This window comes from Rubrobacter sp. M3-4, assembly GCF_059772285.1.
The window spans coordinates 122,031-136,331 of the sequence record NZ_JCBAJP010000004.1; the positions used below are offsets into that span (position 1 = coordinate 122,031).

Genomic DNA, 14,301 nt, shown 5'->3' on the forward strand with positions numbered 1-14,301 from the left:
GAGAGTTTGGCTGGTGTCTCTCTGCGGGACGTGGCCGCGCTCGCGGGGGTGAGCTTTCAGACCGCGAGCAAGGTCTTGAACGGCAAGGGTACGGTCTCGAAGCAGACCGAGGAGAGAATACTCGAGGCGGCGAGAGAGCTCGGGTACGTGCCGAACGCCCTCGCGCGCAACCTGGTCACGCAGAGCACCTCGACGATCGGGATCCTGGCGAGCAACCTGAGCGACTACGTGCTGGCGCAGTTCGTCGTCGGTGCCGAGCGGGAGGCGCGCAAAATGGGTCGGGGTGTGCTCATCTGCAGCCTGGATGAGGAGGGCTCCGACGCCGCCCGCTGCCTGCGGATGCTCGTCGAGCATCGGGTCGGGGGCATCCTCGCCGCCGCTCCCCAGCTCGAGGAGGACGAGGAGGTCGGCAGGATGCTGCGCGAATGGGAGATCCCGGTGGTGAGCATCCACCACGTCCCCGGCGGTGGGGTCTCGCTCGTGGGCTCCGATCATGCCAGGACCGCTTATCTGGCTACCGGACACCTCATCGGCCACGGGCACCGCAGGATCGCCACCGTGGCCGGCTCCCCGGGGCGGCGGGTGACGAAGGCGCGCCTCAAAGGGTATGAGCGGGCGCTCGGGGAGGCGGGGATCACCCCGGACCCGGAGCTGGTCGAGTTCGGCGACTGGGAGCCCGAGGGTGGATACCGGGCCGCACTCCGGCTGCTCGAGCGTGCACCGGATGTGACCGCGATCTTCGTCCAGAGCGACCTGATGGCCTTCGGCGTGCTGCACGCCCTCTACGAGCGGGGTCTGGACGTTCCTCGGGAGTGTGCGCTCGTGGGCTGCGACGACATCCCGATGGCCGCGCACGCCCTGCCCCCGCTCACGACCGTGCGCGTACCCTTCTACGAGACGGGCGGGGCGGCGGTCAGGCTGCTTCTGGAGGAAGCTGCAGAGAGAAACAGCCGGCGCGAGCAGCGCATACTGCTCCCGGTGGGGCTGGTGCGCCGGCGCTCGTGTGGGTGTGAGACCTTCACCGACTGAAAGGAGCGTTCTCTTTTGGCGCAGATCAAGATAGACCTCGACCGCAGGCTGGGTGAGCTGGACCGCCGGATCTTCGGCGGGTTCATCGAGCACCTGGGACGCTGCATCTACGGCGGCGTCTTCGACGAGGGCTCGCCCCTGAGCGACGAGCGGGGCTACCGTACCGACGTGATCGAAGCGCTCGCGCCCCTGCGCATGCCCATCCTGCGCTGGCCGGGGGGCAACTTCGTCTCCGGTTACCACTGGACCGACGGGATCGGCCCGCGTGAGGAGCGCCCCAACAGGATGGAGCTGGCCTGGCACGCCGAGGAGCCCAACCGCTTCGGGACCGACGAGTTCATCGAGTACTGCCGCGCTTTAGGGACCGAGCCCTACATCTGCGTGAACATGGGGACGGGCACGATGGACGAGGCAGCCGCATGGGTCGAGTACTGCAACGGCACCGGCGACACCTACTGGGCGAACCTGCGGCGCGCGTACGGCCACGAGGAGCCGTACAACGTCCGCTACTGGGGGCTCGGCAACGAGATGTACGGCGAGTGGCAGATAGGTGCGCTCTCGGCCGAGGACTACGTTAAGCGGGCGCGCGAGTTCGCCAAGGTCATGAAGCGGGTCGACCCGGAGATAGAGCTCGTGAGCTGCGGCCTGAACGGCTGGAGCGAGTGGGACCGCATCGTGATAGACGGACTGGTGAGCCAGGTAAACTACCACAGCGTCCACCTCTACACCGGCAGCGACGACCACTGGTCGAACGTCCTCGCCCCGCACCAGGCCGAGCGGGCGCTCACGACCGCCCGCGCCCTCATAGAGCGGGCCCGCTACGAGCAGGGCGTCGAGCACCCTGTCCACGTCGCCTACGACGAGTGGAACGTCTGGTTCCGGGAGCGGGCCGAGGACAGCGGGCTCGAGGAGCGCTACACCCTCTCCGACGCGCTCGCCGTCGCGACCTACCTCAACGTCTTCGCCCGCCACTGCGAGACGGTCAAGATCGCGAACCTCGCCCAGATGGTGAACGTCATAGCCCCGATCTTCACGAACGAGAACGGGCTCTTCCTGCAGACGATCTACCACCCCCTGCGGCTCTACGCCGAGAACCTGAACGGCACCGTGCTCGACATCCACCTGGAGTGCGAGACCTACGACCTTGCGGGCCGCGAGTCCTCGCCCTGGCCGCACCGGGTCGCGGACCTCGGGCCCTTCAGGGTTCTCGACGCCGTCGCGACCCTCGACCCGTCCTCGGGTGATCTCGTCCTCGCCGTCGTGAACCGCGACCCCGACAGGAGCGTCGAGGCCTCGGTGCGCCTCGCCGACGGGAGCTTCGGGGGGAGCGCCACGGCCCGGGAGGTGACGGGGGATGATCCCGGGGCGACGAACGACTTCGGCCGCGAGCGGGTCGGCGTGACCGAGAGGAGCGTCAAGGCGAGGGGCAGCGCCTTCGAGCACGAGTTCCCGGCCTGCTCGGTGAGCGTGCTGCGGGTGCCGGTGGTGAGGTAGGCGAAACGGAGGGCGAGGGCCGCGCGCGGCCCCCGCCCTCCAGGTGCTCTCATTCCCCGATCTACGCCGGGTCTGAGTGGTCGGCGAGCCACCCCCTCACCTTCGGCCAGAGGGTCTTCTTGGCGTTGCGCCCGGTGAGGAGCCCGACGTGCCCGGCGTCGAGCACGTAGAACTCCTTGTCCCGGCTCGAGACGAGGTCCATGATCGCCTCGGCCTGCGGGACGGTGCAGATGTGGTCTTTCTTGCCCGCGATGCTCAGGAGCGGCACGTCGATGCGGGAGAGGTCGACCCGTCGGCCGCGCAGCGAGATCTCACCCTTCACCAGCCTGTTCTGCTGGTAGAACTCGTGGATCCACTGCCTGAAGGCCTGACCCGGGAACGGCGGCCCGTCGTTGACCCACTTGTTCATCGCGAGCCAGGTCTCCATCGACTTGTCCTCGAAGATGCGCTCCCACATGCTCACGTAGGTGCCGACGTAGTTGGTTATGGGCTTCATCATCCGGTTGCCGGTGTCGATCATCTCACCGGGGATGTTCCCGAAGGCGTCGGCGAGGAGGTCTGCGTCGAGGTACTTCTCGTCGGTGAAGAGCGCGTAGAGACCGAGATGCTCTTTGCTGAAGTCTATCGGGGCTGTCAGCAGCAGCAGGTTCTTGAGCGTCTCCGGAAAGAGCGCGGCGTACATCGCGCTCATCGTCCCACCCATGCAGTACCCGAAGAGGGTGAAATCCTCCGTCCCGGCGGTGCGCATGACCTTCCTCGCGGCGCGCGGGATATAGTCGAGGACGTAGTCCTCGAAGGTCATCTCGGCGTCCTCGTCACCCGGGGTGCCCCAGTCGATCATGTACATGTCGAAGCCCTCGTTCGAGAGGTACTCGACGAGGCTGTTGCCGGGGATGAGGTCGAGGACGTAGGGACGGTTTATGAGCGCGTAGACGATCATGACCGGCGTGCGGTACTTCTTCTCGGCGCCGGTCTGGTAGTGGTAGAGCTTCGCCTTGTTCTTGGTCCAGATCGTCTCCTTGGGGGTGCGGCCGGTATCCGCCCTGGCACCCTCCAGCGCGATGCTCGCCCCCTCGCCGTACTTGCGCAGAAACTCCTGCGGGCTGGAGGGTATGGCGCTTCTCTGGTCGCTCACCTTCTACCTCCCCCCTTTCTGGCGCACGTCTTCGACCGTGATCTGACCGTCCGCCCCCGTGCCCTCGACCTCGCTGAGGTCGATCCCGAGCTCCTCGGCTTTGCGCCGGGCGGCGGCGGTGGCCTTTATCTCCTTCCTGCCCGAGCCGTTCCGGGGCTCCTCCGTGCGGGTCCCGCCCACGGAGGCGAGCAGACGGTCGAGCTTCTCCTCGATCCGGTCCATGCGCTCCTCTAGCGAGCGCACCTCCTCGGCGGTGGCGGGCTCTGCGTAGCCGTACTCGAACTCCTCGAAGGCCTCCTCGATCCGGTCTACCTTGTCCTCCAGCGCGACGACGAGCCCGGCCACCCGCGCCACGTCGGAGCGCGTCGGGATCTGCAACGTGCGCAGATACTCCTCGGAGGCCTTGCGGAAGATCCTGTAGAACCTGGCGTAGTTCTGCAGGAACTGGCTGGAGGGGCCGAGAACCTCCTCCTTCTCTATCGCCTCCTGCACGAACTCGGAGAGCGGTCCGCTCACGGCGTTGTACCACTGCACCGCGAAGCGCAGCGGATCGGTGGGGAGCCCGCCCTCGGCCTGCCGCACCATGTTCTCCCGCGCCTTCTCCATCACCTCGGCCCACCGCGGCGCCAGGCTCATCGTGCTCATCCACGACTCGGCGGCCTCCTGCCAGGAGCGCATCGCGGCCTCGAACCACCGCTGCATCTGCTGCGGATCGGTCGTCGCCTCGACCGCCCGCGCCGCCGTCTCGGCCATCTCGGCCCCGTCGGAAGGCCCCCACGCGAGGTTCTCCCTCACCTTCTCCATGCTCTCGAACCACTGCCGGTACAGACCCCACGGGTCCGCGTAGGATTCCCTGTCCCCGGAGAGCATCTCAGACCACGCCTTCGTCCCGGTCTCGTACCATTTCATCCAGAGCTCCGCCGGGTCCGGCGCCGACCGGTCCCTTTTCTCCTCAGCCAACTGAAACAACCCTCCTGATGCGGGGATGCAACTGCGGAAACGATTGTACTATGTACGGAATCTATATGCTGTAAGCATATATGCTGGCATCAACTCCATCTGCGGCGGACGTCTTCGGCGAAGGCGGAGTACTCGCGGACGGGGAGAATTTCGGCTATCTCGAGGTAGTGTGCCATGGGCAGGCCGGCCATGATGATCTGGTCGAGCTCGTCGTGGGATTCGACGTCGAGGATGCCTAGGACGCGGCGCTGGCCGGAGACCTTGTAGAGGGCGACGACCTTGCCGGCTTCGATGGCTCCTTTCGCTGCGTCGGCTTCTCTCTCCCACAGCTCCCAGAGCTGCTCCAGCGAGAGCTCCTTGGGGTTGACCCGGAAGTCCACGAAGACCAGCATGGCGGTTTCTCCTCTCTTCCTATGGCTGGTTGTAATTTTCCTTCCCAGGGTGGAAATTGTCAATCGGTGCGAATGGTTTCACGGTGGGGGATGGACGCTGGTAAGATGGGCGGCTGGAAGCGATCGAAGAGGGAGAGGAGGTTCACTTAAGATGGCCGATCGAGGTGACGGCTCGTCTTCCGGCAACGAGACCATCTTCACGATGGAGGCCACGCCGCTGAAGTACGGGCCCGGCGCGGCCGAAGAGGTCGGCTGGGAAGTGAAGCGTTTGGGGATGAGCCGGGTGATGCTCGTCACCGACCCGGGGGTGGTGAAGGCGGGGATCACGGGGCGCATCCGGGAGCTTATCGAGGCGGAGGGCGTAGAGGTCGAGGTCTTCGACCGGGCGCACGTGGAGCCGACGGCGGCCTCCTTCCAGGAGGCGGCGGACTTCGCCGTCGAGGGAGACTTCGACGGGTTCGTGGCGGTGGGGGGCGGGACGAGCATCGACACCGCCAAGGTCGCCGACCTGGTCTCGACGCACCCGGCTCCGATCATGGACTACGTCAACCCGCCGGTGGGTGGGGGCAGGAAGCCGCCCTCGCCGCTCAAGCCGCTGCTGGCGGTCCCGACGACGGCCGGCACCGGGGCGGAGGCGACCACGGTGGCCGTCCTGGACATCCCGGAGCAGAAGGTCAAGACCGGCATCTCGCACCAGTACCTGCGTCCGGCGCGCGGGGTGGTGGATCCGCTCCTTACGATGAGCCTGCCGTCGGAGGTCACCTCTTCGTGCGGGCTCGACGTGGTCTGCCATGCCGCCGAGTCGTATCTATCCAGGCCCTACGACGCCCGGCCGAAGCCCAAGAGCCCCGACGACCGCCCGCCGTATCAGGGGGCGAACCCGATCGCGGACATGTGGTCCGCCAAGGCGCTCGAGTACGGCGGGAAGTACCTCAGGCGCGCCGTCGAGAACGGCGAGGACGTCGAGGCCCGCGGGGCCATGATGCTCGGGGCCTCGCTCGCCGGCGTCGGGTTCGGTTCCGCCGGGGTGCACATCCCGCACGCCTGCGCCTACCCCATAGCCGGGCTCAAGCACACCTACCGGCCGCCGGGCTACGAGGTCGACCACCCGTTCGTCCCGCACGGCTGGTCGGTGATCGTCACCGCCCCGGCTTCCTTCCGGTTCACCTACCCGGCCGCCCCCGAGAGGCACCGCTACGTCGCGGAGCTCCTCGCCGGCCGTCCGATAGAGAAGGCCGACGAGAACACGCTGCCCGAGATCCTCATCCAGCTGATGAAAGACGTGGGGGCGCCAAGCGGCGTGCGCGAGCTCGGCTACACCGAAGAGGACATCCCGGAGCTGGTCGAGGGTGCCATGAAGCAGCAGCGGCTGCTCGTCGGCTCGCCGCGCGAGGTCACGGAGGAGGACCTCGCGAACATCATCCGCGAGTCGATGGAGAACTGGTAAGGAGAAGGTTTTTTCGGGGCCGGTGGCCCACTGAAAGGAGGAGAGATGGCGGACGACCTCAGGCTGTACTTTCTCGAGTGCGGGAGCCTCAAGACGCAGGTGCAGTACATAAAGATGAACCAGGGGCTCGGCGATCCCTACGAGATCCCGGTGCCCTTCTTCCTCATCACCCATCCCCGGGGGAACGTCCTCTTCGACGGCGGCAACGCGCTCGAGGTGGCCCGCGACGCCCGGGCGCACTGGGGCGTGGTCGTGGACGCCTACGAACCGGTGATGAGCGAGGACGACTTCGTGGTGAACCAGCTCCAGCGGCTGGACATCGACCCGGCATCGGTGCGCTACGTCGTGCAGTCCCATCTGCACCTCGACCACTCCGGCGCGATAGGCCACTTCCCGAACGCCGAGTACGTCGTGCAGCGGCGGGAGCTCGAGTACGCCTACACCCCCGACTGGTTCCAGAAGACCGCCTACATCCGTCCGGACTTCGACAAAGACGTCAGGTGGCTCTTCCTCGACGGTCCGAACGACGACGGTTACGACCTCTTCGGGGACGGCACGATAAAGACGCTCTTCACGCCGGGGCACGCGCCGGGTCACACCTCGCTCGTCGTCACCCTCGAGGGAGAGGGCCCGATGATGCTCACCGCCGACGCCTGCTACACGATGGATCACTACGAGGAGAAGGCGCTGCCCGGCCTGATCCACTCGGCCGCCGACGTGGCCTACTCGGTGCGCAAGATACACCGTGAAGTGGACCGGCTCGGGGCGACCGTCGTGACGGGGCACGACCCGGACGCCTGGCCCAAGTTCAGGAAGGCACCGGAGTACTACTCCTGATTGCCTCCGCGGGTCATCCTGCCCCTCAGCACGACATCACCAGCCGGGCGTCCACCGTCTCTGACGGTGATGACGACGGCGTCGTAGTTTAGGGTTCGAGAGGGGACGTTGAGCCAGACCACGGTCCTGCCGGGGCCGGCCTCGAAGGTGCCCGCGCTCGTGCGCCCGTCCTTCGAGACGAGCCACGCCTGGTAGACCCGCCAGCCGGAGCCCGGGTCCCCCAGATGGTGCAGCCGGAGCTCCATGCGGCGGTTGCCCCGGTCTGCCGGGTAGAGCTTCGCCACGCCCCAGTAGTCCCGGTGCGCGAGCGTCGCGCGGTAGGCGGAGACCGGCTCGAGGCGCACGACCGCCACCGGGGTGGAGGAACCGCGCTGGGCCAGAAGCAGCCATCCGAGCGCCGCGATCGCGAGCACGAGTACGGCCGGAAGGACGAGCCACCTCCGGGAGACGAACCCCCGGTGCGGTGCATCTCCCGCCGCCCGCGAGATCGTCCGGGTCCTGAGGTCCGGTGGGGAGGCGGGGTAAGCCGGGAGCGAGCGGAGCACGCCGACGGTCTCTCTGAGCTCCTCGAGCTCCCTGCGGCAGCGGGGGCAGCCGGAGACGTGTCGCAGGACCTCCTCCCGCTCTTCACGATCGAGGCCCTCCACGGCGAGTGCCCCGAGGTTCCTGCGGGCTTCTTCACAGCCCATCTCTAGAGCACCTCCCGCGAGATGCCGGCCAGGCCGAGCCCGGCCCGCAGTTTCCTGAGCGCCCTGAGGGTGCGGCTCTTGACGGTGCCGAGCGGGAGCCCGGTTCTCTCCGAGATCTCACGCTGGGTGAGGCCTTCGAAGTAGGCGAGCCTGAGCACCTCGCGGTGCGGCTCGTCCAGCTCCTCGAGCGCCACGAGCACCCTCCATGTGAGCCAGGAGTCGTCGACTATCTCCTGGGGGCCTGAAGAGGCGTCACGCACCTCGGCGATGTCCTCTCCGGCGGCCGTGGCCGGGCTGCGGGACTGCCTGCGGTACATGTCCGCGGCCACGCTGCGGGTGATGCGGTAGAGCCAGGTGGAGAAACTCGAGCGCGAGGGATCGAACGTCCCGGCCGAACGCCACACCTTGAGGAAGACCTCCTGCACCAGCTCCTCGGCCGACTGGCCGCTGCCGAGCAGCTTGATCCCCGAACCGTAGACCGTGCGGCCGTAACGGTCGTAGAGCGTCGAGAGGGCCTCGCCGGGTGACTCCCCGGATGACAGACGTCGCACCAGCTCTTCGTCGGTCTGGTCGCTCCGTCTGCGGGGGTGGCGCAACGCCTCACCGGCCTGCTACTTGGCGGTGGCGCGTCGGGAGCCCGCCCGGCGGTTTATGAGCAGGGGGGCGAGCAGGGAGTTCTTCCTGAAGATCCTCTCGTCCAGCGAGAGCGACTTCGCCGCGGGGCTCAGCAGCACCAGGAGCGAGAGCAGCGCCATGATCAGGTCGATCGTAAAAAACTGCGGTGGGGCGAGACCTTCCCCGAAGCCGAGGCCGCCCTGGGAGACGATGAGCATCCCGCTGAACGCGATGCTCCAGAGCGCGGCCAGGTTGGTGAGGAGTCCGAGGACGAGCAGCACCCCGAAGACGAGCTCCCCCGCGCGGGTGAGGTTGGCGAAGAGCTCGGCGTTCGGGATGACGTGCTGGCGCATGAACTGCTGGAAGAAGGGGGGAGCCTGGGCCACGTAACCCCCGGAGCGCAGCGTGGCGGCGAACTGCTGCGGGAAGTGGGGGTTGGCCAGCTTCTCCACCGCCCCATCGAGCCAGGTCGCCCCGATGAGCATCCTCACCCATGCCATCCCGTTCAACGGTCTACCTCCGCGTCGCCTGCGCGCCGTTACATTCAACCATCACCCCGACGACGGGGCCACAACGTTATACGCACCCCGACGATCCGCGGTTCCCGACGGGTGAGATCGCGCCCCCGCAGTATTACACTTAGGACATGATCAGGACACAGCCCGAAGCCGCCCGCCTGCACGAGCTCCTGGACGGCAACCTGGAAGGTTCCCTGCACACCGACGACGCCTCGCGCTCCCTGTGGTCGACCGACGCTTCGATCTACCTCAGAAGGCCCGTCGCCGTGGTCGCCGCCCGCTCCGAGGAGGACATAAAGCACACGCTCGCCGCGGCGAGGGAGCTGGATCTGCCGGTCACCCCGCGCGGGACCGGGACCTCGCTCGCCGGTCAGGCCACCTCCCCCGGTATCGCCCTCGACGTCTCGGCGATGGACCGGGTGCTCGACCTGGATATCGAGGGGCGCCGGTGCGTGGTCGAGCCGGGCGTCATCCAGGGTGACCTCAACCGCCTCGTCGAGCCGCACGGGCTCGTCTTCGGGGCCGACACCTCGACCTCGGACGTGGCTACTTTAGGCGGGATGGTCGGGAACAACTCGGCCGGGATGCGTTCGATCGTCTACGGGACGACCGCCGACCAGATCCTCTCCCTGAGGTGCATCCTGGCGAGCGGCGAGACGGTCGAGCTCCGGCCGCTCCCTCGTGGGGAGGCGGAGAGGAGGGCGCGTGGCGAGGGGGCCGAGGCCCGCCTTCTGCGCAACGCGCTCGAGATCGGAGGCCGCTACGGCGAGGAGATCCGGCGTCGCTACCCGAAGCTCGTCCGCAGGGTCTCGGGCTACGGACTCGACGCGCTCCTCGACCCCGACACGATCGACATCACCCGCCTCGTCTGCGGCTCGGAGGGGACCCTTGCGGTGCTCAGCCGGGCCGAGTTCACGCTGCGGGAGCTCCCCCCGGCGCGCGGCATCGCCTCCTTCGAGTTCGGTTCCCTCTCCGAGATGGCCCGGGCGACGGTGCGCTTCCTCGAGGAATCACCTTCCGCGATAGAGCTCCTCGACGACGTCGCGATAGAGCGTGCCCGCCGCGCCCCGGCCTACCGGGAGGCGACGAGCTTCGTCCGGGGCACGCCGAAGGCGATCCTGCTCGTCGAGTGGAGCGGGACCGAAGAGGAGCTCGACGAGCGCTTCGCCCGGCTGGAGGGGCTCGCCCGGGAGGTCGGGGCCTCGGAGGTCGTCCCGCTGCGCGGCAGGGAGGAGATGGCGCGCACGGTGAAGCTCCGCAAGTCCACGCTGCCGCTCCTCCTGGGTACCACCGACCGGGAGAAGCCGGTCGCCTTCGTCGAGGACGCCGCCGTGCCGCCCGGGCGCTTCGAGGAGTTCGTCGTCCGCTTCGAGGAGATAGTACGCCGCAACGGCACCTGGGCCTGCTTCTACGGGCACGCGAGCGTGGGCACGCTGCACGTCCGCCCGGCGCTCGACACCTCCGACCCCGAGGGGGTGCGCAGGATGCGCCGCATCGCCGAGGAGGTCGCGGACCTGGTCGCCGAGTGCGGCGGGTCCATCTCCGGTGAGCACGGCGACGGGCTCTCGCGCTCCGAGTTTCTGGAGAAGATGTACGGGCGCACACTCCTCGACGCCTTCCGGGAGGTCAAGCGGACCTTCGACCCGGAGGGCCTGCTCAACCCCGGCGTGATCGTCGACCCCCAGCCGATGGACCGCAACCTGCGCATCGGCCCCGGGCACCGCCGCCTGCCCGTGAGGACGGGTTTGGACTTCTCGAAGCAGGGGGACTTCGCGCGGGCCGTCGAGCTGTGCAACGGATCGGGATTCTGCCGCAAGAAGAGCGGCGGGACGATGTGCCCCTCGTACATGGCGACCCATCAGGAGAAGGACACCACCCGTGCCCGGGCGAACATGCTCCGCTCGGTCCTCGACGGGACGCTCCCGCCTGGGGAGCTCACCGGAGAGAGGATGCGCGAGGTGATGGACCTCTGCGTCGGGTGCAAGGCGTGCAAGAGCGAGTGCCCCTCGCAGGTGGACGTGGCCTCGATGAAGACCGAGGTCCTCTACCAGATGGGCAAAGAGCACGGCTTCTCGTTGCGTCAGAGGGCCGCCGGCAACATCCGCCGCGCGCTCGCCGCCGCCTCCTTCGCCCCCGGCCTCTACAACGCCGTGGCCGGGACCGGCCTCGCCCTCCGCCTCTCCGCCCTCTTCGGGATAGACCCGCGCCGCCCGCTGCCCGGGGTCGCGCGCAGGAGGTTCTCGCAGATCCTCCCGGAGCTCCCGCAGGGTGAGGGTCCGGCGGAGGTCGTGCTCTTCAACGACACCTGGAACGAGTACCAGCGGCCCACGATCGGCGAGGGAGCGGTGCGCCTGTTCGCGGCCGCCGGGGCGCGGGTGACGGTGCCGCGCATCGCCTGTTGCGGGCGCCCGATGCTCTCCGAGGGGCTCGTCGAGGAGGCGCGCCGGAACGCGATCCACAACGTCAACGTCCTCTACCCCTTCGTCGAGCGCGGGCTACCCATCGTGGGGCTCGAGCCGAGCTGCATCCTCACCATCCGCGACGACTACGAGAAGCTGTTGCCGCACGACGGGCGGGTGAGGGAGGTCGCCGCGGCCACCCGCCTCTTCGAGGAGGCGCTCCTGGAGCTCGAGCCCGAGCTACCGCTCGCGGAGGGTTCGCCGGTCCTGCTGCACGGCCACTGCCACCAGAAGGCGCTCGTCGGGACCGGGCCGACCGAGCGGGCGCTCTCGCTCGCACCCGGCACCGAGGTCACGGTCGTCGACTCCGGCTGCTGCGGGATGGCCGGGCTCTTCGGGTACGAGAGAGGCCACTACGAGGTATCGATGAAGATGGGGGAGAGGGTGCTCTTCCCGGCGGTGAGGGGGTCGGATGGCGTCGTCGTCGCGCCCGGGACCTCGTGCCGGGAGCAGATCCTGGGTGGCACCGGACGCCGGGCGCTGCACCCCGCCGAGTACCTGGCCTCCCTGCTGGAGGCACGACCGCAGGACTAGCCCACCTCCGAGGCACGTCCCGCCGCCTCCTCCAGCGCCCGGAGCGCCTCCTCCTGGTTCATCCCCGTACTGCGCAGCAGGTCCACGACGGAGGAGCGGATCTGTCCGACCAGCACGCTCGTCGCGAGGTCGTGGCGTTCCTTGAGGATCCTGGTGGCCTTCGTCGCGGCTTCGAGGGCGTAGCGGCGGGCCTCGTCCGGCGGGCCGGGCTCGTCGAGGAAATGTTCCAGGGCCCGGACGGCTTGCGCCAGATCGAGCACCGCCTCGGGGAGCAGCGGTGGGATCTCGTCTCCACGGCGCAGGGCGTTGGCCGCGCCGCGGGCCAGGACGCGGGTGTTTATCACCGCGAGCTCTATGCGGATTGCGGCGTTGGCGTAGAGCCTCAGGTGGTGCAGCGCCCGGCGGCGGGTCGGCGAGAGGCGGGCGGTGTCGCTGCCCGCGGCGAGGGCCTCGTCGAGGCCGCGTATCTGGTCGTCCAGCCAGCGGGATCGCGTGAGCGCCCTCTCCGCCCGCTCCCGGTCACCCTCTGCCAGGGCCGTGGCGATCTCCTGCAGGACCGAGACCAGCTCGTCGAAGATCGGGCGTGCCTTGCGCTCGACCATGCGCTCGGGGTCCACGGGGAGGAGGTAGTGGATCGCGAGCGCCACCCCGCTGCCGACCAGCGCGTCGACCAGCCGGCTCGGTGCGAAGCCCGACTGCGGCGGCTGCAGCACGACGACCAGGATCGCGGAGATCGCGGCCTGGTTGACCAGGATGTTCCTCTCGCCGAAGAACATCGCCGCCACCATCGCCAGGGCGACGACCACCCCGATCTGGGCCGCCCCGACCCCGATGGCGAGCACCAGGAGGTCCGCGACCACGAGCCCCACGGCGACGCCGAGCGTGAGCTCCACCGCCCGACGACCGCGCTGTCCGAGCGTGATCCCCAGGGAGACCACCGCCGCCACCGGGGCGAAGAACGCCTGGGTGTTGCCGAGGATGTAGGTGGCGATGAAGTAGGAGATGCTCGCCGCCGCGGCCGTCTGGATGACCGGCCAGCCGTTCACCCTCAGGCGCAGGATCCCTCTCTCGAGAAGCCGCCTGAGGCGGGATCGGGTTCTCCTCTCCATCGTGCTTTGCCCGGGCTCCGCGTTCTCGTGCTGGTGCAGGGCAAAGAATATACAACAGATGGGACATGCACGGGAAGGAGCGGCTGCGTATAGAATACGGTCCGGCCTGACGTGATGGGGGTTGGTATGAGGATGGGTATCCGTGTCCGGTAGGGTGGACGTATCCAGGATGCGCCGGGAGTACACCCGCGCCGGTCTCTCCGAGGACGGGCTCGCCCCGGACCCGGTGGAGCAGTTCGGGCGATGGTTCGAGGAGGTACTGGCCGCGGACCTCTACGAGCCGAACGCGATGACGCTCGCGACCGCCACCCGCGACGGCCGGCCCTCCGCCCGCACCGTTCTGCTCAAAGGCTTCGACGAGCGGGGTTTCGTCTTCTACACCAGCTACGCCGGACGCAAGGCGCGCGAGCTCGCGGAGAACCCGCGCGCCGCGCTCCTCTTCTACTGGGGAGAGCTCGAGCGGCAGGTGCGGGTCGAGGGCATCGTCGAGCGCCTCCCCGACGAGGAGTCCGACGCCTATTTCGCGAGCCGTCCGCGTGGGAACCGCCTGGGAGCCTGGGCCTCCGAGCAGAGCCGGCCCATAGAGAGCCGGGAAGCGCTCGATCTGCGGGTGCGAGAGCTGGAGGAGCGTTACGCCGGGCGGGAGGAGATCCCCCGCCCCCCTTTCTGGGGCGGCTACCGGGTCGTCCACGAGGCCGTGGAGTTCTGGCAGGGGCGTGAGAGCCGTCTGCACGACCGCCTGCTCTACATGCGGGACGGTGGCGGCTGGAAGGTCGTGCGCCTGCAGCCCTGAGCGCTAGTGGCCTATCTGCCAGGGACGCCCGACGTGCGGACGGTGCGGGGTGTGCCTCTCCTTCCCGAAGTAATCCTTCCCTACCACCTGTGGGCTCTCGGCGCTGCGCTCGCTCCTCTCGCGGGCCGCGGCGATGTTGCGGGGCGTGCGCGACACGTTCGGGGCGGTGTAAAGGCGCCGCGAGGTAGCACCGCATTGGGGGCAGCACGCCCGGTCTGCAACCTCCGAGATCGGGCGCACCACCTCGAAGCGCCCGCAGGAGGAGCACTCGTAGTCGTAGGCCGGCACGA

General features: G+C 68.5%; 14 protein-coding genes. 6 read left to right on the plus strand and 8 right to left on the minus strand.

Annotation, left to right across the window (positions count from 1 at the left end; genetic code table 11):
• The first annotated feature begins 6 nt into the window (after positions 1 to 6).
• Positions 7 to 1,029 (plus strand): LacI family DNA-binding transcriptional regulator, encoded by a 1,023-nt coding sequence (locus AC6EKW_RS06075; RefSeq protein ID WP_498513924.1) that lies wholly within the window; start codon positions 7 to 9, stop codon positions 1,027 to 1,029.
• A gap of 15 nt (positions 1,030 to 1,044) precedes the next feature.
• Entirely contained in the window at positions 1,045 to 2,523 is a 1,479-nt protein-coding gene (locus tag AC6EKW_RS06080; RefSeq protein WP_273887811.1) for an alpha-N-arabinofuranosidase, read from the plus strand.
• A 61-nt stretch (positions 2,524 to 2,584) separates the two neighbouring features.
• On the opposite strand, the gene phaC is transcribed toward AC6EKW_RS06080, so the two are convergent.
• From phaC to AC6EKW_RS06095, 3 genes are all read right to left on the minus strand, one after another.
• Positions 2,585 to 3,658 (minus strand): class III poly(R)-hydroxyalkanoic acid synthase subunit PhaC, encoded by a 1,074-nt coding sequence (gene phaC / locus AC6EKW_RS06085; RefSeq protein ID WP_273887813.1) that lies wholly within the window; start codon positions 3,656 to 3,658, stop codon positions 2,585 to 2,587.
• A 3-nt stretch (positions 3,659 to 3,661) separates the two neighbouring features.
• The gene (locus AC6EKW_RS06090; RefSeq protein WP_273887814.1) at positions 3,662 to 4,618 is read right to left on the minus strand and encodes an E3 binding domain-containing protein; all 957 of its coding nucleotides are present in this window, start codon (positions 4,616 to 4,618) and stop codon (positions 3,662 to 3,664) included.
• Positions 4,619 to 4,707: 89 nt separating this feature from the next.
• Positions 4,708 to 5,010, minus strand: coding sequence for a muconolactone Delta-isomerase (locus AC6EKW_RS06095; protein WP_273887816.1), 303 nt, complete (start codon positions 5,008 to 5,010; stop codon positions 4,708 to 4,710).
• A 151-nt stretch (positions 5,011 to 5,161) separates the two neighbouring features.
• On the opposite strand from AC6EKW_RS06095, the gene AC6EKW_RS06100 reads away from it, so the two are divergent.
• Both AC6EKW_RS06100 and attM read left to right on the plus strand, forming a co-directional pair.
• Positions 5,162 to 6,457, plus strand: coding sequence for a hydroxyacid-oxoacid transhydrogenase (locus AC6EKW_RS06100; protein WP_273887817.1), 1,296 nt, complete (start codon positions 5,162 to 5,164; stop codon positions 6,455 to 6,457).
• 45 nt (positions 6,458 to 6,502) lie between these two features.
• The gene (gene attM / locus AC6EKW_RS06105; protein WP_498513925.1) at positions 6,503 to 7,294 is read left to right on the plus strand and encodes an AttM family quorum-quenching N-acyl homoserine lactonase; all 792 of its coding nucleotides are present in this window, start codon (positions 6,503 to 6,505) and stop codon (positions 7,292 to 7,294) included.
• Here the strand turns inward: attM and AC6EKW_RS06110 are convergent.
• Genes AC6EKW_RS06110 through AC6EKW_RS06120 form a run of 3 tightly spaced genes read right to left on the minus strand, consistent with a single transcriptional unit; the run spans position 7,285 to position 9,098 of the window.
• Entirely contained in the window at positions 7,285 to 7,983 is a 699-nt protein-coding gene (locus AC6EKW_RS06110; RefSeq protein WP_498513926.1) for a zf-HC2 domain-containing protein, read from the minus strand. The two genes, attM and AC6EKW_RS06110, sit on opposite strands and share 10 nt — an antisense overlap.
• A gap of 2 nt (positions 7,984 to 7,985) precedes the next feature.
• Positions 7,986 to 8,579: an RNA polymerase sigma factor gene (locus AC6EKW_RS06115; protein WP_273887821.1), complete on the minus strand. Its 594-nt coding sequence runs from the start codon at positions 8,577 to 8,579 to the stop codon at positions 7,986 to 7,988.
• 15 nt (positions 8,580 to 8,594) lie between these two features.
• Entirely contained in the window at positions 8,595 to 9,098 is a 504-nt protein-coding gene (locus AC6EKW_RS06120) for a DoxX family membrane protein (RefSeq protein WP_498514010.1), read from the minus strand.
• Positions 9,099 to 9,244: 146 nt separating this feature from the next.
• On the opposite strand from AC6EKW_RS06120, the gene AC6EKW_RS06125 reads away from it, so the two are divergent.
• A complete protein-coding gene (locus AC6EKW_RS06125; RefSeq protein ID WP_498513927.1) occupies positions 9,245 to 12,109 on the plus strand; it encodes an FAD-binding and (Fe-S)-binding domain-containing protein in 2,865 nt (954 codons plus the stop codon).
• On the opposite strand, the gene AC6EKW_RS06130 is transcribed toward AC6EKW_RS06125, so the two are convergent.
• Positions 12,106 to 13,218, minus strand: a complete 1,113-nt coding sequence (locus AC6EKW_RS06130) for an FUSC family protein (RefSeq protein ID WP_273887823.1) — start codon at positions 13,216 to 13,218, stop codon at positions 12,106 to 12,108. The genes AC6EKW_RS06125 and AC6EKW_RS06130 overlap by 4 nt on opposite strands.
• Before the next feature lie 169 nt (positions 13,219 to 13,387).
• Here AC6EKW_RS06130 and pdxH point away from each other — a divergent pair, with 169 nt between their 5' ends.
• The gene (gene pdxH / locus AC6EKW_RS06135; RefSeq protein WP_420542050.1) at positions 13,388 to 14,011 is read left to right on the plus strand and encodes a pyridoxamine 5'-phosphate oxidase; all 624 of its coding nucleotides are present in this window, start codon (positions 13,388 to 13,390) and stop codon (positions 14,009 to 14,011) included.
• 3 nt (positions 14,012 to 14,014) lie between these two features.
• Here pdxH and AC6EKW_RS06140 read toward each other — a convergent pair whose 3' ends face one another.
• A complete protein-coding gene (locus AC6EKW_RS06140) occupies positions 14,015 to 14,299 on the minus strand; it encodes an FmdB family zinc ribbon protein (protein ID WP_273887825.1) in 285 nt (94 codons plus the stop codon).
• Between the last annotated feature and the right edge of the window lie 2 nt (positions 14,300 to 14,301).

Excerpts from the sequence above, each read along its gene's own strand:
- AC6EKW_RS06095 (WP_273887816.1), bottom strand. The coding sequence starts at position 5,010 with ATGCTGGTCTTCGTGGACTTCCGGGTCAACCCCAAGGAGCTCTCGCTG.
- AC6EKW_RS06100 (WP_273887817.1), top strand. The coding sequence starts at position 5,162 with ATGGCCGATCGAGGTGACGGCTCGTCTTCCGGCAACGAGACCATCTTC.
- attM (WP_498513925.1), top strand. The coding sequence starts at position 6,503 with ATGGCGGACGACCTCAGGCTGTACTTTCTCGAGTGCGGGAGCCTCAAG.
- AC6EKW_RS06110 (WP_498513926.1), bottom strand. The coding sequence starts at position 7,983 with ATGGGCTGTGAAGAAGCCCGCAGGAACCTCGGGGCACTCGCCGTGGAG.
- AC6EKW_RS06120 (WP_498514010.1), bottom strand. The coding sequence starts at position 9,098 with ATGGCATGGGTGAGGATGCTCATCGGGGCGACCTGGCTCGATGGGGCG.
- AC6EKW_RS06125 (WP_498513927.1), top strand. The coding sequence starts at position 9,245 with ATGATCAGGACACAGCCCGAAGCCGCCCGCCTGCACGAGCTCCTGGAC.
- AC6EKW_RS06130 (WP_273887823.1), bottom strand. The coding sequence starts at position 13,218 with ATGGAGAGGAGAACCCGATCCCGCCTCAGGCGGCTTCTCGAGAGAGGG.
- pdxH (WP_420542050.1), top strand. The coding sequence starts at position 13,388 with ATGCGCCGGGAGTACACCCGCGCCGGTCTCTCCGAGGACGGGCTCGCC.